The sequence below is a fragment of the Deltaproteobacteria bacterium genome, assembly GCA_035063765.1.
In the GTDB taxonomy this organism is placed as follows: domain Bacteria; phylum Myxococcota_A; class UBA9160; order UBA9160; family PR03; genus CAADGG01.
In genome coordinates this window covers 1-16,696 of sequence record JAPSFT010000043.1, presented here as the reverse complement: position 1 = coordinate 16,696, position 16,696 = coordinate 1, and the positions used below count along the sequence as shown (strand labels likewise).

15 protein-coding genes are annotated in these 16,696 nt (G+C 74.4%); all 15 read left to right on the top strand.

What is annotated here, in order from left to right:
* Nucleotides 1-115 precede the first annotated feature (115 nt).
* The 15 genes from rbfA to OZ948_19330 all read left to right on the top strand — a co-directional run bounded on the left by rbfA (nt 116) and on the right by OZ948_19330 (nt 16,640).
* Nucleotides 116-466, top strand: a complete 351-nt coding sequence (gene rbfA / locus OZ948_19400) for a 30S ribosome-binding factor RbfA (GenBank protein MEB2346885.1) — start codon at nt 116-118, stop codon at nt 464-466.
* Nucleotides 459-1,391: a tRNA pseudouridine(55) synthase TruB gene (gene truB, locus OZ948_19395; GenBank protein MEB2346884.1), complete on the top strand. Its 933-nt coding sequence runs from the start codon at nt 459-461 to the stop codon at nt 1,389-1,391. The genes rbfA and truB overlap by 8 nt, the downstream gene beginning before the upstream one ends.
* Nucleotides 1,392-1,439: 48 nt before the next feature.
* Complete coding sequence (gene rpsO / locus OZ948_19390; protein MEB2346883.1) at nt 1,440-1,706, top strand: 30S ribosomal protein S15; 267 nt, start codon at nt 1,440-1,442, stop codon at nt 1,704-1,706.
* Between the two features lie 297 nt (nt 1,707-2,003).
* Complete coding sequence (gene pnp / locus OZ948_19385) at nt 2,004-4,220, top strand: polyribonucleotide nucleotidyltransferase (protein ID MEB2346882.1); 2,217 nt, start codon at nt 2,004-2,006, stop codon at nt 4,218-4,220.
* Between the two features lie 78 nt (nt 4,221-4,298).
* Nucleotides 4,299-4,766, top strand: coding sequence for a dUTP diphosphatase (gene dut, locus OZ948_19380; protein ID MEB2346881.1), 468 nt, complete (start codon nt 4,299-4,301; stop codon nt 4,764-4,766).
* A 67-nt stretch (nt 4,767-4,833) separates the two neighbouring features.
* Entirely contained in the window at nt 4,834-5,829 is a 996-nt protein-coding gene (locus OZ948_19375; protein ID MEB2346880.1) for a phosphatidate cytidylyltransferase, read from the top strand.
* Nucleotides 5,826-7,127: an adenylosuccinate lyase gene (gene purB / locus OZ948_19370; protein ID MEB2346879.1), complete on the top strand. Its 1,302-nt coding sequence runs from the start codon at nt 5,826-5,828 to the stop codon at nt 7,125-7,127. Before OZ948_19375 ends, purB begins: the two co-directional genes overlap by 4 nt.
* Nucleotides 7,124-7,369 (top strand): phosphoribosylformylglycinamidine synthase subunit PurS, encoded by a 246-nt coding sequence (gene purS, locus OZ948_19365; protein MEB2346878.1) that lies wholly within the window; start codon nt 7,124-7,126, stop codon nt 7,367-7,369. The genes purB and purS overlap by 4 nt, the downstream gene beginning before the upstream one ends.
* Nucleotides 7,370-7,399: 30 nt before the next feature.
* Nucleotides 7,400-8,362, top strand: a complete 963-nt coding sequence (locus OZ948_19360; GenBank protein ID MEB2346877.1) for a phosphoribosylaminoimidazolesuccinocarboxamide synthase — start codon at nt 7,400-7,402, stop codon at nt 8,360-8,362.
* A 20-nt stretch (nt 8,363-8,382) separates the two neighbouring features.
* The gene (gene purQ / locus OZ948_19355) at nt 8,383-9,087 is read left to right on the top strand and encodes a phosphoribosylformylglycinamidine synthase subunit PurQ (protein MEB2346876.1); all 705 of its coding nucleotides are present in this window, start codon (nt 8,383-8,385) and stop codon (nt 9,085-9,087) included.
* Nucleotides 9,084-11,441 carry a phosphoribosylformylglycinamidine synthase subunit PurL gene (gene purL, locus OZ948_19350; GenBank protein ID MEB2346875.1) on the top strand — a complete coding sequence of 786 codons (2,358 nt, stop codon included), beginning with the start codon at nt 9,084-9,086 and terminating at the stop codon, nt 11,439-11,441. The genes purQ and purL overlap by 4 nt, the downstream gene beginning before the upstream one ends.
* On the top strand, nt 11,441-12,844 hold the full coding sequence (purF, locus tag OZ948_19345; GenBank protein MEB2346874.1) for an amidophosphoribosyltransferase: 1,404 nt from the start codon (nt 11,441-11,443) through the stop codon (nt 12,842-12,844). Before purL ends, purF begins: the two co-directional genes overlap by 1 nt.
* A gap of 28 nt (nt 12,845-12,872) precedes the next feature.
* Nucleotides 12,873-14,273 carry a glutamine synthetase family protein gene (locus OZ948_19340; protein ID MEB2346873.1) on the top strand — a complete coding sequence of 467 codons (1,401 nt, stop codon included), beginning with the start codon at nt 12,873-12,875 and terminating at the stop codon, nt 14,271-14,273.
* A gap of 151 nt (nt 14,274-14,424) precedes the next feature.
* Nucleotides 14,425-15,189: a gamma-glutamyl-gamma-aminobutyrate hydrolase family protein gene (locus OZ948_19335; protein MEB2346872.1), complete on the top strand. Its 765-nt coding sequence runs from the start codon at nt 14,425-14,427 to the stop codon at nt 15,187-15,189.
* A gap of 59 nt (nt 15,190-15,248) precedes the next feature.
* Nucleotides 15,249-16,640, top strand: a complete 1,392-nt coding sequence (locus OZ948_19330) for a DUF4388 domain-containing protein (protein ID MEB2346871.1) — start codon at nt 15,249-15,251, stop codon at nt 16,638-16,640.
* The last annotated feature ends 56 nt before the right edge of the window (nt 16,641-16,696 follow it).

Below are 16,696 nucleotides of genomic sequence, written 5' to 3'. Positions count from 1 at the left end.
CCGCTCGCAAGGCGCGCGACCGAGCCATGGCCGTCGCCATGGGGAGGGAGCGCAACGCTGCGAGCGGCCCGTCGCCGCGATCGAATGCAGGCGAACTTCCGAGACAGGGCACTAGATGGCGTCGCGCCGGCTCGAGCGCGTGGGAGAGCAGCTGCGCGGGGAGATCGCCCGCGTGCTCCGCGAGGAGGTCGGCGACCCCCGCGTCGGGCTCGTGACGATCCTGCGCGTCGACGTGTCCCCGGACCTGCGCAACGCGCTGGTCTTCTGGAGCCGGATCGAGCGGCCGGGCGCGGCCGCGCTCGAGGAGGTCGCCCACGGGCTCGAGTCCGCGGCGCCCTTCGTGCGCCGGCGGCTCGCGCGCGAGCTGCCGCTCAAGCGCATGCCCGAGCTGCGCTTCCGCCACGATCCCGGCATCGAGCTCGGCGACCGTACCCTGTCGCTCCTGCGCGAGCTGCGCGATGAGTAGGCGCCGGCGCGACGACGAGCGCCCCGGGCCGAGCGGCTTCCTGGTCGTGGACAAGCCCGCGGGCTGGACCTCGCACGACGTCGTCGACGCGGCGCGCCGCTGGTTCGGCACCCGCCGCGTGGGGCACCTCGGCACGCTCGACCCGCAGGCCACCGGCGTGCTCCCGCTCGCCGTGCGCGACGCGACCAAGCTGATCCCGTTCGTGGCCTCGGACCCGAAGGCCTACCGCGGCGCGATCCGGCTCGGCGCCGAGACCGACACCCTCGACGGCGACGGGCGGATCGTGCGGCGCAGCGAGGCCGCGCCGCCGGACGAGGCGGCGGTGCGGAGCGCGCTCGCGGGCTTCGTCGGCGAGCACGAGCAGGTGCCGCCCATGTACAGCGCCGTGAAGCAGGGCGGGGTGCCGCTCTACCGGCTCGCCCGGCGCGGCGAGGAGGTCGAGCGCGCCCCGCGCCGGGTGCGGATCGACTCCTTCGAGCTCGTCTCGTACACCCCGCCCGAGGTGGCCGTGGAGGTCGTGTGCTCGCCCGGGACCTACGTCCGCGTGCTGGCGGCCGAGCTCGGGCAGCGGCTCGGCTGCGGCGCGTACCTCCAATCGCTGTGCCGGCTGCGCAGCGGGCCCTTCGAGCTGGCCCAGGCCGCGCCCGTCGAGGTGCTCGAGGCCGAGGCGGAGCGCGGGGCGATCGAGGCGCGCCTCGTGCGGCCGGCGGCCGCGCTCGGCCTGCCCGCGATCAAGCTCGGCCCCGACGACGCCCGCCGCGTGCTGCACGGGGGTGCCTTGCCGCAGGGTGGGACGCCGCGGGCGCCCGGCGAGCGGGTCGCGGCGCTCGATCCCACGGGGGCCCTGCTCGCGATCCTCGAGGTCGGGCCGGACCGCCGGCTCGAGCCGCTGCGCGTGCTCGCTCACCTTGCTGCGCATCGGTGACTTTGGTAACCCTCCGCCCCGATCCACCAAGAGAAACCAGAGGCTCCCTTGATCGCAGCGCAGCAGAAGCGGACCGTCATCGACGGCCATCGCCGCCACGAGACCGACACCGGCTCCACGGAGGTCCAGGTGGCGCTCCTGACCGGGCGGATCAACGAGCTCTCCGAGCACTTCAAGACCCACAAGAAGGACCATCATTCGCGCCGCGGCCTGCTCCGGATCGTGAGCCAGCGCCGCAGGCTGCTCGACTATCTGCGCCGCAGCGAGCCGGCGCGCTACCAGGAGTTGATCCAGCGACTCGGCCTCCGGCGTTAGCCGGGCCGCTGCAGCCGTCCCCGAGATCCGCGGGCGGCTTCGTTCCGACGCCGACGACAAGCCCGAGGCGGACCGACCGCGGGTCGGGCCAGCCGGGCCGGTCGGGGTGTGGGAGTCAGTCATTCGCGAAGCCTCGAGCCCGGCGCAGCCGGGCGGCCCGCCGCTCGGAGGGGCTTCGCGCATCCCTGATCCCGCATCCCGCCTCCCCGCGGCTCCTCCCCTGCACCGCCTGCAGGCACACATGGCCGGCCGGATCCCCATCCGACCATTCGGCCGCCGTGAGGAGAACCGATCGACATGGCTTCCTACTGGTTCCAGCCCCATTCCGTGACCTTCGACGTCGGCGGGCGTCCGATGACGCTCGAGACCGGCCGCATGGCCAAGCAGGCGACCGGCGCCGCGGTAGTGACCTACGGCGACACCGTCGTGCTCGTCACCTGCGTCACCGCGAAGGCGCGCGAGGGCATCGACTTCCTGCCGCTCACCGTCGACTTCGTCGAGAAGACCTCGGCGGCCGGCAAGATCCCGGGCGGCTTCTTCAAGCGCGAGGGCCGGCTCTCGGACCGCGAGGTGCTGGTCTCGCGCTTCATCGACCGCTCGGTGCGGCCGCTCTTCGCCGACGGCTGGCGCGAGGAGACCCAGATCACCGCGACGGTGCTCTCGGCCGACCGCGAGAACGCGCCGGACCTGCCGGCCTTCGTCGGCGCCTCGGCGGCGCTGCACCTGTCCGACGCGCCCTTCCTCGGCCCGATCGGCGCGGTGCGGATCGGCCGCGTGGACGGCAAGTGGGTGATCAACCCGCTGAAGTCGCAGATGGAGGCGAGCGACGTCGAGCTGGTCGTGGCCGGCAGCCGCCAGGCGCTGGTGATGGTCGAGGGCGGCGCCAAGCAGGTGCGCGAGGCGGAGATCCTCGAGGCCCTGCGCTTCGGGCACGCCGAGCTCGTGAAGCAGCTCGAGCCCCAGGAGGAGCTGCGCCGCCTGGCCGGCAAGCCCAAGCGCGACCCCGCGCCGGGGCCCGACACCACGGCGCTCGCGCAGCGCGTCACGGCGCTCGCGGGCGGCCCGCTCGCGGAGGCGGTCCGCATCCAGGAGAAGAAGGCCCGCTACACGGCGATCGCCGAGATCGAGAAGCGCGCCGTCGAGCAGCTGGCCGAGGAGTATCGCCAGGCGCCGGCGAAGCTCGACACGCTGGCGGCCGTCGAGGAGCGGCGCGCCGGGCTGCAGAGCCTCGTGTCGCAGAGCAAGAACCTCCTCCACGACATGCGCTCGCAGCTCATGCGCGAGCGCATCCTCTCGGAGGGGACGCGCATCGACGGGCGCGGGCCGGCGGACATCCGCCCGATCGCCTGCGAGCTGCGCGTGGTGCCGCGCGTGCACGGCATCGCGCTCTTCACCCGTGGCGAGACCCAGGCGCTCGTCTCCGCCACCCTGGGCAGCGCCTCCGACACGCAGCTGATCGACGCGCTCACCGAGCGCTACGAGAAGTCGTTCATGCTGCACTACAACTTCCCGCCCTTCTCGGTGGGCGAGGCGCGGCCGCTGCGCGGCCCGGGCCGGCGCGAGGTGGGCCACGGCAACCTGGCCGAGCGCGCGATCCAGGCCGTGCTGCCCTCGCAGGAGGACTTCCCCTACACCGTGCGCGTGGTCTCCGAGACCCTCGAGTCGAACGGCTCCTCCTCGATGGCGACGGTGTGCGGCGCCACGCTCGCGCTCATGGACGGCGGCGTGCCGATCGCGGCGCCGGTCGCCGGCATCGCGATGGGGCTCATCGAGGAAGGCGACCGGGTCGCGATCCTCTCGGACATCCTCGGCGACGAGGACCACCTGGGCGACATGGACTTCAAGGTGGCGGGTACGCGCGAGGGCGTGACCGCCGTGCAGATGGACATCAAGGTGCGCTCGGTCGACTGGTCGGTGATGGAGCGCGCGCTCGAGCAGGCGCGCCAGGGCCGGCTGCACATCCTCGACCGCATGGAGGCCGAGACGGCCGACGTGCTCGGCGGGCAGTTCCGCCACCGCACGGAGCTGGCCGCCCACGCGCCGCGCATGGCCCAGCTCTGGATCAAGCCCGATCGCATCCGCGACGTCATCGGCCCCGGCGGCCGCGTGATCCGCGCGATCCAGGACGCGACCGGCGTCAAGATCGACGTCGAGGACACCGGGCAGGTGCGGATCTTCGCCCCGGACGGCCCGAACCTCGACCGCGCGCGCGCGATGGTGGAGGAGCTCACCCAGGAGGCCGAGCTCGGGCGCGTGTACCTGGGCAAGGTCAAGCGCATCACGGACTTCGGCGCCTTCGTCGAGATCTTCCCGGGCACCGACGGGATGATCCACATCAGCCATCTCGCCGAGGGCCGCGTCGAGCGCGTGACCGACGTGGTGCAGGAGGGCGACGAGGTGCTCGCGAAGTGCGTCGACATCGACCCGAGCGGGCGCATCCGGCTCTCGCGCAAGGAGGCGCTGGCGGATCTCGCCGCGCAGGCCGAGGCTGGGGAGGCGCCCGCGGAGGGCTGAGGGAGGGACGTGGCCCGGGGCGGATCGCCTCGCTCGACGCCGGTGGGTGCGGCGCGCGGCCGGGAGGGGCGCCGCGCCGTGCGCGTGCGCGTCGTGCGGCTGCCCGGCGCCGGGGACCTGCCGCTTCCCTTCTACGCGAGCGCCGGCGCGGCCGGGGCCGACCTGGCCGCCGCCGTGGACGGGGAGCTCGTGATCGAGCCGGGCGCGCGCGCGCTGGTGCCGACGGGTCTCGCGATCGAGCTGCCGCCGGGCTACGAGGCCCAGGTGCGGCCGCGCAGCGGGCTCGCGCTCCGCTACGGGGTGCTGCTGCCGAACGCCCCGGGCACGATCGACGCCGACTATCGCGGCGAGCTCTCGGTGATCCTGCTGAACGCCGGCAAGGAGCCCTTCACCGTGAAGCGCGGCGACCGCATCGCGCAGCTCGTGGTGGCGCCGGCCACGCGGGTGCACTGGGAGGCCGCGGACCGGCTCGGCGAGACGCCGCGCGGTGCGGGCGGCTTCGGCCACAGCGGCCACGGCGCCCCGCGCGAGGAGGATCCCGCGTGAGCTCTCCGGGTCACGAGCCGCGGAGCCCTCTGGGTCCTCTCGAGCGGAGCGCCCGGGAGCGCCGGCCGTGAGCTCGCTCGAGCGCCCGAGCGAGCGCTCCGGAGCCGGGAGCGAGCCGGTCCACCCGCTGCCGCCCTCGCCGGGGCCGCCCGTCCGGCCTCCCTCGAAGCACCGCGAGCTCGGGCTGCGCCTGCTGACCGCCGCGGTCCTCGTGCCCGGTGTGCTCTGGATGATCGCGCAGGGTGGCTTCTGGGTGCTCGGCACCGTCGTCGCCATCGTCCTGCTCGGGATCCGCGAGCTCTACCAGCTCCTCGAGGCCAAGGGCGCCCAGCCGCTCTGGGGCTTCGGGATGGCGGCCGGCGGCCTGCTGCCGGTGGTCGGCTACTTCGGCAACGAGTACCACGCGACGATCCTGATGACGGCCTCGCTGCTGGCCTTCATGGTCGTGCAGGTCGGCAAGGCCCAGATCAGCCAGGCGCTGGCCTCGATCTCGGGCACCTTCTTCGGCGTCTTCTACGTGGGCTGGCTGCTCACCCACGCGGTCACCCTGCGCAACTTCCAGAGCGTGGTCGGCGCCAAGTGGGGCGCCGACGCGGCTGCGCTCTACGACCCGGACGCCGGCGCCTTCTTCCTGGTGTTCTGCCTCTCGGCCGTGGTGCTCTGCGACACGGGCGCCTACTTCGCGGGCCGTGCCTGGGGGCGGCACAAGCTCGCGCCGAAGGTGAGCCCCGGGAAGACCGTCGAAGGGGCGCTCGGTGGCGTCACGCTCGGGACGGCCGGCGGGCTCGTCTGCAAGGGCCTCTTCGACCTGCTCTGGCCGGAGCTCTCGGCGGGTCTCTCGTGGGGGCTCGCGGCGGCGCTTGCGTTCGTCTGCGCGGTGGCCGGCATGGTGGGCGATCTCGTCGAGTCGCTGCTCAAACGCGACGCGGCGCTGAAGGACGCCGGCAGCCTGCTGCCGGGCATGGGGGGAGTCCTCGATCGGATCGACTCCGCGCTGCTCGCGATCCCGGTCCTGTACTACCTTCTGCTCGGCCACACCTACCTCAGTGCGGGCTTCCGATGATCGAGCGCTACACACGGCCCGAGATGGGCGCGGTCTGGACCGAGGAGGCGCGCTACCGCGCCTGGCTGCGGGTCGAGATCGCGGTCTGCGAGGTGCTCGCCGAGCGCGGCGTGGTGCCGGCCGCGGCGCTCGCGACGATCCGCGAGCGTGCCCGCTTCGAGGTCGGGCGCGTCGAGGAGATCGAGCGCAGCGTGCGCCACGACGTGATCGCGTTCCTCACGAACGTGGCCGAGCACGTCGGGCCCGACGCGCGCTGGATCCACTACGGGATGACCTCGAGCGACGTGATCGACACGGCGCTCGCGCTCCAGATCCGCGAGGCCGGCGATCTCCTGCTCGCGGGCGTGGACCGCGCGCTGGCCGCCCTGCGCGCCCGCGCGCTCGAGCACCGCCACACGCCGATCGTCGGGCGCACCCACGGCGTGCACGCCGAGCCCACCACCTTCGGCCTGAAGCTCCTGGTGCTCCACGAGGCGCTGCGCCGCGGGCGGGCGCGGCTGGCGCGCGCGATCGACGAGGCCGCGGTCGGCAAGGTCTCCGGGGCCGTCGGCACCTTCGCCCACCTCGACCCGGCCGTGGAGGAGGCCGTCTGCGCGCGCCTCGGGATCGGCTTCGAGCCGGCCTCGACCCAGGTGGTGCAGCGCGACCGCCACGCCGCCTACGTGCAGGCGCTGGCGCTCCTGGCCGCCACGATCGAGCAGGCGGCCGTCGAGTTCCGGCACCTGGCCCGCACCGAGGTGCGCGAGGTGGAGGAGGAGTTCGGCCGGGGGCAGAAGGGCTCCTCGGCGATGCCCCACAAGCGCAACCCCTGGCGCTTCGAGAACCTGTCGGGCCTGGCGCGGGTCGTGCGCGGGTACGCGCTGAGCGCGCTCGAGAACCTGGCACTCTGGCACGAGCGCGACATCTCGAACTCGTCGGCCGAGCGCGTGGTGCTGCCGGACGCCTCGATCGCGGTCGACTTCATGCTGCAGCGCTTCGCCGGGCTGGTGGAGGGCCTGCGCGTGTACCCGGAGCGGATGCGGGAGAACCTCGAGTCCTCGCGCGGACTGGTCTTCAGCGGGACGCTGCTCCTCGCGCTCGCCGGGAAGGGCCTCTCGCGCGAGGACGCCTACCGCCTCGTGCAGGGCCACGCGATGGACACCTGGGAGAAGGGCGGGGCGTTCCGGGACCGCATCCTCGCCGACCCCGAGATCGCGCGCGTGCTCACGAAGGAGGAGATCGAGCGCGCCTTCGACCTCGACGCCGCCCTGCGCAACGTGGACGCGATCTTCGCGCGGGCGCTCGGGGAGGACGCGTGAAGGCGGTCGTCTGCGTCACGCTCAAGGCCGACGTGCTCGACCCCCAGGGCCGCGCGATCCAGCGCGCCTGCGCGGCGCTCGGCTACGACGCCGTCGCCGGCGTGCGCCAGGGCAAGCACTTCGAGGTGGAGCTCGCGACGGACGACCGCGCCCTGGCCGAGCGGCTCGCGCGCGAGCTGTGCGAGAAGCTGCTCGCGAATCCGGTGATCGAGGACTGGCGGATCGAGCGCATCGAAGGCTGACCGCCGCAACCCCGTCGGAGGTTCCCCCCGTTGCCGATCGACTCCGCGCTGCTCCGCGCGCAGTGCGCGCGCACGCTGGAGCGCACCGACCTCCCGGGGCTCGGCCGCAAGCTCGAAGGCAAGGTGCGCGATTCCTACGTCCGGGACGGCCGGCGCACGATCGTCGCGACCGACCGCATCTCGGCCTTCGACCGCGTGCTCGGCACGATCCCCTTCAAGGGCCAGGTGCTGAACCAGCTCGCGGCGTTCTGGTTCGAGCGCACCCGCGAGATCGCGCCCAACCACGTGCTCGCGGTGCCCGACCCGAACGTGACGGTCGGCCGCGAGTGCGCGCTGGTCCCGATCGAGTTCGTCGTGCGCGGCTACCTCACCGGCGTGACCGGCACCTCGATCTGGACCGCCTACGCGCGCGGCGAGCGCGTCTACTGCGGCCACCGCCTGCCCGAGGGCCTGCGCCAGCACGAGCGGCTGCCCGAGCCCCTGCTGACTCCGACGACCAAGGCCGCGCACGGGGCCCACGACGAGCTGAGCTCGCGCGACGCCGCGATCGCGAGCGGCGCGATCCGCGCCGAGCTCTACGACCGCGCCGAGGCGATGGTGCTCGGGCTCTTCGCCGAGGGCCAGCAGTGGGCGGAGAAGCAGGGCCTGATCCTGGTCGACACGAAGTACGAGCTCGGCATCGACCCCGAGGGCCGGCTCGTCGTGATCGACGAGATCCACACGCCCGACTCGTCCCGCTACTGGTACCGGGACGGCTACGAGCAGGCGATGGCGGCGGGCCGCGATCCCAAGGCGATGGACAAGGAGTACGTGCGCCGCTGGCTGGCCGAGCGCGGCTACCGGGGCGACGGCCCGCCCCCGCCGCTCCCGGAGGAGGTGCGCTGCGAGGCGGCGCGCCGCTACGTCGAGACCTACGAGCGGATCACCGGGGAGGCCTTCGTGCCCGACGTCGAGCCGCCGCTCGAGCGGATCCGCCGCAACCTCGGTCTCTGAGAGGAGGGAGCGCGCCCGCCGTGTTCGCCGTCATCCAGTTCCCGGGCTCCAACGACGATCGCGACATGCGCTTCGCGCTGAAGAGCGCGCTCGCGCTCGACGCGCGCCTGGTCTGGCACCAGGAGCCGGAGCTGCCGGCCGCCACCCGCGCCGTCCTGCTGCCCGGCGGCTTCTCCTACGGCGACTACCTGCGCTGCGGCGCGATGGCGCGCTTCTCGCCGGTGATGGCGGCCGTGCGCCGCTTCGCCGAGGCCGGCGGCCCGGTGCTCGGCACCTGCAACGGCTTCCAGGTGCTCTGCGAGGCCGGTCTCCTGCCCGGGGCGCTGCTGCGCAACCACGACCTCGACTTCGTGTGCGCCTGGCAGCCGGTGCGCGTCGAGCAGGCGGCGGCGCCCTTCACCTCGCGCGCCCGCGTGGGCCAGGTGCTGCGCATCCCGATCAAGCACGGCGAGGGCCGCTACGTCGTGGCGCCCGCCGAGCTCGAGCGGCTCACGGCGGCGGGCCAGGTGGTGCTGCGCTACTGCGACGCGGAGGGCGCGGTCACCGCCGCTGCGAACCCGAACGGGTCGGCCGGCAACGTGGCCGGCGTGCGCAACGCGGCCGGCAACGTGATGGGGCTGATGCCCCATCCCGAGCACGCGGTGGAGGCGCTGACCGGCGGGACCGACGGCCTCCTGATCCTGGGCTCGCTGGCCGACGCCGTGGCCGGCGGGCGGGCGCGATGAGCGCCGAGCGCCCGGCCGGCGCGCGCAGCGAGGCGCCGGCGAACGCGGGCCGTGGCGCCCGCGAGCCGGTCGTCGACCTCGCCCTGGCGCGCGAGCACGGCCTCAGCGACGCCGAGTGGGAGCGCATCCTCGCGATCCTCGGCCGCCGGCCCACCTTCCCGGAGCTCGGGATCTTCTCGGTGATGTGGTCCGAGCACTGCTCCTACAAGTCGAGCCGCGTCCACCTGCGCGCGCTGCCCAGCGCCGCAGAGCACGTCCTCGTCGGGCCCGGCGAGGGGGCCGGCGCGGTCGCGATCGGCGACGGGCTCGCGGTGATCTTCAAGATCGAGAGCCACAACCACCCGAGCTTCATCGAGCCGACCCAGGGCGCGGCCACCGGCGTGGGCGGGATCCTGCGCGACGTCTTCAGCATGGGGGCGCGCCCGATCGCCTCGCTCGACTCGATCCGCTTCGGCCCGCTCGACGACCCCCGCCACCGCATGCTGCTGCGCGGCGTGGTGCACGGGATCGGCGGCTACGGCAACTCCGTCGGGGTCGCGACGGTGGGCGGCGAGACCGGCTTCCACGAGTGCTACCGCGGCAACATCCTGGTGAACGCCTTCAACCTGGGCCTCGTGGAGGCCGACGCGATCTTCCTCGGCCAGGCCGCGGGGATCGGCAACCCGGTGATCTACGCCGGCTCGAAGACGGGGCGCGACGGGATCCACGGCGCGAGCCTGCTCGCCTCGGCCGAGTTCGACGAGACGAGCGAGGCCAAACGGCCGACCGTGCAGGTGGGCGACCCCTTCACCGAGAAGTGTCTGATCGAGGCCTGCCTCGAGGTGATGCGCAGCGGCGACGTGGTCGGCATCCAGGACATGGGCGCGGCGGGCCTCACCTGCTCCTCCTTCGAGATGGCGAGCCGCGCCGGCACCGGCATCGAGATGGACCTCGACCGCGTCCCGCAGCGCGCAGCCGGGATGACGCCCTACGAGCTGCTGCTCTCCGAGAGCCAGGAGCGCATGCTGCTGGTGGCGCGCCAGGGCGCCGAGCAGGGGATCCTCGCGCGCTTCGCGCGCTGGGAGCTCGACGCGGTGGTCGTGGGCCGCGTCACCGGCGACGGGCGCATGCGGGTGCGCTGGCACGGCGAGACGGTGGTCGACATCCCCGTCGACCCCGTCGCCGAGAGCGCGCCCTGCTACGAGCGGCCGCTGCGCCGGCCGGCCGACCTCGACGAGCGCCAGAAGCTCGACCTCGCCTCGCTCGAGCCCGAGAGCGACCCCCAGGCGGCGCTCGAGGCGCTGCTCGACGACCCGAACCTCGCCTCGAAGGCCTGGATCTGGCGCCAGTACGACTCGCTGGTGCAGGGCAACACGGTGCTCGGCCCGGGCGGCGACGCCGCGCTCGTGCGCGTCCGGCGCGAGGACGGCACGCCGACCGGCAAGGGGCTCGCGATGGCGGTGGACTGCAACCCGCGCTGGTGCTGGCTCGACCCCCGCGCCGGGACGATCGCGGCTGTCGCCGAGTCGGCCCGCAACGTGGCCTGCACGGGCGCGCGGCCGCTGGCCCTCACCAACTGCCTGAACTTCGGGAGCCCCGAGCGGCCCGAGATCATGTGGGAGTTCGCCGAGGCGGTGCGCGGGCTCGGCGAGGCCGCCGCCGCGCTCGGCACCCCGGTGATCTCGGGCAACGTCTCCTTCTACAACGAGACCAGCGGGCGCGCGATCTTCCCGACGCCCACGATCGCGGTGGTCGGCCTGCTCGACGACGTTCGACGCCACGCGGTGTCACACTGGGCGGCGCCCGGGCTCGCGATCGTGCTGCTCGGGGAGACCCGCGAGGAGATCGGCGGGAGCGCGTGGCTCGCCCTGCGGCGCGGGCGCGAGGCCGGCCTCCCGCCGGCCGTCGACCTCGCCCACGAGCGGCGCCTGCACGGGCTGCTCGCGGAGGGCGTCGCGGCCGGGGAGGTGCGCACGGCGCACGACGTCTCCGAGGGCGGCCTCGCGGTGGCGCTCGCCGAGTGCTGCCTGGCCGGTCCGGCGCGGCTCGGCGCGCGGGTTACACTCGTGCCCGGAATGCGTCTCGACGCGCTGCTCTTCGGCGAGTCGACCGGCCGGGTCGTCGTCGCCACCGGACTGCCCGACGCGCTGCTCGCGCGGGCGGCCGCCGCCTCGGTGCCGGCGCGGCGGATCGGGACCGTCGGGACCGGCGGGACGAGCGGGGCCGGCGGCGAGCGGCTCGTGATCGGGCCGGCGGCGCCCGCCGGAGCCGCGGCCGGGGCGGCCTGGATCGACGTGGCGGTGGAGCGGCTCGCGGGGATCTGGGAGCGCGGGCTCCCGCGCCGCCTCGAGGGGCCGTCCGGGGAGGCGGCCTGATGTGCGGCATCTTCGGCGTCCACGGCCATCCGGAGGCCGCCCACCTCACCTACCTGGGCCTCCATGCCCTCCAGCACCGCGGGCAGGAGAGCGCCGGCATCGCCTCCTCGAACGGCCGCGAGCACCACGTGCACCGCGCGATGGGCCTGGTCTCCGACGCGATCAGCGAGAAGCACCTGCGCCAGCTTCCGGGCCGCCACGCGATCGGTCACGTGCGCTACTCGACCGCCGGCGAGTCGACCCTGCGCAACGCGCAGCCCTTCTGCGCCACCACCGACGGCGGGCCGGTCGCGATCGCCCACAACGGCAACCTGGTCAACGCGGTCGCGATCCGCCGCGAGCTCGAGGGCCGCGGCTCGATCCTGACCTCCACCTCCGACAGCGAGGTGATCGTGCACCTGCTGGCGCGCTCGCGGGAGGGCACGCCCGAGGACCGGCTGATCGACGCGCTCTCGCGCGTGAAGGGCGCCTTCAGCCTGGCCATGCTCAGCGACGACGCGCTGGTGCTGGCCCGCGACCCGTGGGGCTTCCGCCCGCTGGTGCTCGGCCGCCTCGATTCGGCCTGGGTGGCGGCCAGCGAGACCTGCGCGCTCGACCTGATCGGCGCCGCCTACGAGCGCGACGTCGAGCCCGGCGAGATGGTGGTGATCCGGCGCGGGCGGCTGCGCACGCTGCGGCCCTGGGCGCGCGCGCCGCGCCAGGCCTTCTGCATCTTCGAGCACATCTACTTCGCGCGGCCGGACTCGAACCTGGCCGGCCAGAACGTCTACGCCTTCCGCAAGGAGCTCGGCCGGATCCTCGCGCGCGAGCACCCGGTGGCGGCCGACATGGTGGTGCCGGTGCTCGACTCCGGGAACGCGGCCGCGCTCGGCTACGCCGAGGAGTCCGGCATTCCCTACGAGACCGCCCTCGTGCGCAACCAGTACGTGAAGCGCACCTTCATCGAGCCCTCGCAGTCGATCCGCGACTTCCGGGTGCGCATCAAGCACAACGCGAGCCGCGGCATGATCCAGGGCAAGCGCGTGGTGCTGGTCGAGGACTCGATCGTGCGCGGCACCACCCTGCTCAAGCTGGTCGGCCTGATCCGCAACGCGGGCGCCACCGAGGTGCACGTGCGGGTGTCGTCGCCGCCCAACATCGGGCCGTGCCACTACGGGATCGACACGCCGACGCGCGAGGAGCTGATCGCGCACCGCCACCCGGTGGAGGAGATCCGGCGGATCCTCGGTGCCGACACGCTCGGCTACCTGAGCCTCGCGGGGCTGCGCGCCGCCTCGCAGCACCTGAAGCACGGCATCTGCGACGCCTGCTTCTCGGACGAGTACCCGATCGCCCCCGAGACGGACCCCGAGGCGCCGCAGCTCTCGCTCTTCCGGCCGCCGGTCGAGGTGGATCCCGCGTGAGCCCCCCGTTGCATCGGGCCGGGGACGCGTGAAGCCGGCGCCGGAGCGCGGCCGGCTCGGGCTCGACGACCTCGCGCGCGAGGTCGAGGCCGGCCGCATCGAGACCGTCGTGACGGCGCTCCCGGACCTCTACGGGCGCCTCGTCGGCAAGCGCATCACGGGCGCCTTCTTCCTCGAGGAGGTGGCGCGCCACGGCATGCACTGCTGCGACTACCTCCTGGCCTGCGACATGGAGATGGACCCGACGCCCGGCTACGCCTACACGAACTGGGCGAAGGGCTACGGCGACCTCCACGCGGTGCCGGACCTGGGCACGCTGCGCCAGGCGGCCTGGCTCGAGCGCAGCGCGATCGTGCTCTGCGACGTGGTGGCCGACGAGACGAGCGGCGAGCTCGTCGGGGTGGCGCCGCGCTCGATCCTGAAGCGCCAGCTCGCGCGCGCGGCGGCCCTCGGCTTCGCCGCCAAGGCCGGCAGCGAGCTCGAGCTCTACCTGTTCCGCGACGGCTACGACGAGGCACGCGCCCGCCGCTACCACGGCCTGCGCCCCTACGGCGGCTACGTCGAGGACTACCACCTGCTCTCGGGCACCTTCGCCGAGCCGGTGCTGGGCGCGATCCGGCGCGGGGTCGACGCCTCGGCGATCCCGGTCGAGTTCTCGAAGGGCGAGTGGGGGCCGGGACAGCACGAGATCAACCTGCGCTACGCGCCGGCCCTCGAGATGGCCGACCGCCACGTGCTCTACAAGCAGGCGGCGAAGGAGATCGCGGCGCAGCACGGCTGCTCGCTGACCTTCATGGCGAAGTGGCACGAGGCGATGGCCGGCAGCTCGCTGCACGTCCACCTGAGCCTGTGGGCGCCCGGGGATCGCCCCGCCTTCGCGGAGCCTCGCGAGCCCCTGCCGGGCACGGGGCTCGAAGCCTCCCCCGCCTTCCGCTGGTTCCTGGGCGGCCTGCTCGAGCACGCCCGCGAGCTGGCCTGGTGCTTCGCGCCGACCCCCAACTCCTACAAGCGCTACAAGGCCGGTACCTTCGCGCCGACCCGCATCGCCTGGAGCGTCGACAACCGTACCTGCGGCTTCCGCGTCGTGGGGCGCGGCCCCTCGCTGCGGATCGAGTGCCGGATCCCGGGCGCCGACGCGAACCCCTACCTCGCCTACGCGGCGCTCCTGGCGGCCGGCCTCGACGGCATCGAGCACGAGACCGAGCCGGGCCCGCCCTTCGCGGGGGACGCCTACCAGGCGCACGACCTGCCCTCGATCCCGACCTCGCTCCCCGAGGCGATCGCCGGGCTCGCGGGGAGCGCCCTGGCGCGCCGTGCCTTCGGCGACGCGGTCGTCGAACACCTGCTCCACTTCGCGCGCACGGAGCTCGGCGCCTCCGAGACCGCCGTCACCGACTTCGAGCGCGTCCGCTACTTCGAGCGGATCTAGTGTCCTGTCCTGGAGCGCAGCCGGCCTTCGGGCCCCGCTCCGGGCCGCTCGCTGCGTTGCGCTCGGTCGTCGCGGCGCGGCTTGGGCCCGCTCGCGTGCCTTGCCGGCGGCCCGCATCGGAGCCCTCGGTGTGGTGCCGGATGGGGCAGTGATGCGCCGTCCCCTGATCGGCGTCACGACCTACCACCGCGAGCGCAGCGGGCGCGAGCGCTTCCACGTGCCGGCCGCGTACGTGGACGCGGTGCGGCAGGGCGGGGGGCTGCCGGTCCTGCTGCCGCCCGGCGACCCGCGGCCCGGCGAGATCCTGGCGTCGCTCGACGGGCTCGTGCTCTGCGGCGGGGGCGACATCGACCCGGCGCTCTTCGGCGGCGCGAGCGGGCACGCCGCGCTCTACGCGACCTGCGCCGAGCGCGACGGCTTCGAGCTCGCGCTCGTGCGCGATGCGCTGGCCCGCCGCACGCCAATGCTCGCGATCTGCCGGGGCCTCCAGGTCCTGAACGTGGCGCTCGGCGGCGACCTCCACCTGCACCTGCCGGACGTGGTCGGCGACCGCGTGGCGCACCGGGTGTCGCGCGAGGAGCACGGCCTGCATCCGGTCCGGATCGACGCGGGCTGCGGCCTGGCCGCGGTGCTCGGCTCCGGTGAGATCGAGGTCGCCACCTGGCACCACCAGGCCATCGACCGCCTGGGCGAGGACCTGCGGCCCGTGGCGTGGGCCGCCGACGGGACCATCGAGGCCGTCGAGCTGCCCGGCCACCCGGAGGTCCTGGCCGTGCAGTGGCACCCCGAGCTCCAGGCGCGCGACCCCGCCTCGCGCCAGGGGAGGCTCTTCGAGGCGCTCGTCGAGCGGGCGCGCGGCGCCGCGCCGGTCGCGCCCGGAGGAAGGCGCGGGGCGGGGGGTGCGGGCCCCGGCTGAGCGCGGCCGCTTCGTAAGGGGAATCCGGGGGGCCGCCGATACGCCCTGCGGAGGCCTCCTTGGCGGATCCGCTGGACGACCCCGTCGCCGTACCCCGAGTTGCGCGCGCGCTGCACCTCGTCTTCGAGGAGGCGGAGGCCTTCCTGCGCGAGTACGAGCGCAACCTCGTGAAGGGCGGAGCCGTCGTTCCGACCGACGTCGTCTACGAGCCGCGCGAGCTCGTCGAGGTGCGGGTCGAGGCGCCGTTCGCGGCGGCCAAGCTCTCGCTGAAGGCCGAGGTCGTGGGCAGCGCAGGGCAGGGCGTGGCCGTGCAGTTCCTCGATCCCGCGCCGGAGCTGCGCGCGCGCTTCGCGCCGGTGGTCGAGCGTGCCGAGGCGCTGCGCAGCGAGGCCAATACGGCGGCCGCTGGGGCGGAGCTCGCGGCCGCCGACCCCGCCGACGCCCTCGGCACCGCCGACATCCTTGCGGACGACGAGAGCGACCTCGCGCCGGAGGGCTTCGAGCGGACTGCCCACGCGGCGCCGGGTGCCGGGCCCTCCGGATCCCCGGACGACGCCGGCGATCCGAACGACCGCACCTACCGCGATCGCGCCGACCGCGCGCCGACGCGGGTGAGCGTGCGCGTGAAGGGCCCGACGGGCAAGCCGCTGCGCGCGCGCACGCGGGACCTCTCGAAGACCGGCGCGCTCCTCTCGGTGGACGGCGAGGAGCTGCCGGTGGGCCGCGCGGTCGAGCTCGAGCTCACCCATCCCGGCACGGGCGAGCTCCTGACCGTGCCCGGCAGGGTGGTGCGCCACCTGCGCGGCGAGGGCGTGGTGCCGGCCGTCGCGGTCGCGATCGAGGCCGGCTCGCGGCGCGACGCGCTCGAGCGCTTCGTCGAGGACGTGCAGCGCGCCGAGGAGGAGGCGCGCCGCACGGGAATCCGCGGCCCGCTCGAGGAGCTCGGCGCGGTGAGCCTGCTCCAGATGTTCGCGGCGCTCGCACGGCGGGGCACGCTCACCGTGACGGCGGGCGTCGAGGAGGGCCTCGTGTCCTTCGCCGACGGCCAGCTCCTGTCGGCGCAGGTCGGCTCGGTGGGGGGCGTGAAGGCGCTGGCCCGCATCTTCGGCTGGCGCGAGGGCTTCTTCGAGTTCCGCGCCACCGTCGACGAGGCCGCCCGCAGCGACGCCGCCGGCCCGATGGAGGGCGTGATCCTCGAGGCGCTGCGCCTGCTCGACGAGGCCGCCCGCCAGGCCGGCCCCACCGTCGAGCCGGGCTCGCGCTTCGCCGTCCACCGCGAGAAGCTCGGCGCGCTCTCCCGCCCGCTCGAGCCCACCGAGGAGTCCGTCCTCGAGCTCGCCGCGGCGGGCTTCACCATGCGCCGGATCCTCGACGTGATCCCCGAGACCGACGTCGCCATCCGCGGCGCCATCACCAGCCTCGTCGAGCGCGGCCTCCTGACGCCCCGCTGATAGACTGGGGCGGGGACAGACCCGGCGATCCGGCGATTCGGCAGCCGAATCGCCGG

Coding starts and splice junctions, on each gene's coding strand:
- rbfA (MEB2346885.1), top strand. CDS start 116: ATGGCGTCGCGCCGGCTCGAGCGCGTGGGAGAGCAGCTGCGCGGGGAG.
- truB (MEB2346884.1), top strand. CDS start 459: ATGAGTAGGCGCCGGCGCGACGACGAGCGCCCCGGGCCGAGCGGCTTC.
- pnp (MEB2346882.1), top strand. CDS start 2,004: ATGGCTTCCTACTGGTTCCAGCCCCATTCCGTGACCTTCGACGTCGGC.
- purB (MEB2346879.1), top strand. CDS start 5,826: ATGATCGAGCGCTACACACGGCCCGAGATGGGCGCGGTCTGGACCGAG.
- purL (MEB2346875.1), top strand. CDS start 9,084: ATGAGCGCCGAGCGCCCGGCCGGCGCGCGCAGCGAGGCGCCGGCGAAC.
- purF (MEB2346874.1), top strand. CDS start 11,441: ATGTGCGGCATCTTCGGCGTCCACGGCCATCCGGAGGCCGCCCACCTC.
- OZ948_19335 (MEB2346872.1), top strand. CDS start 14,425: ATGCGCCGTCCCCTGATCGGCGTCACGACCTACCACCGCGAGCGCAGC.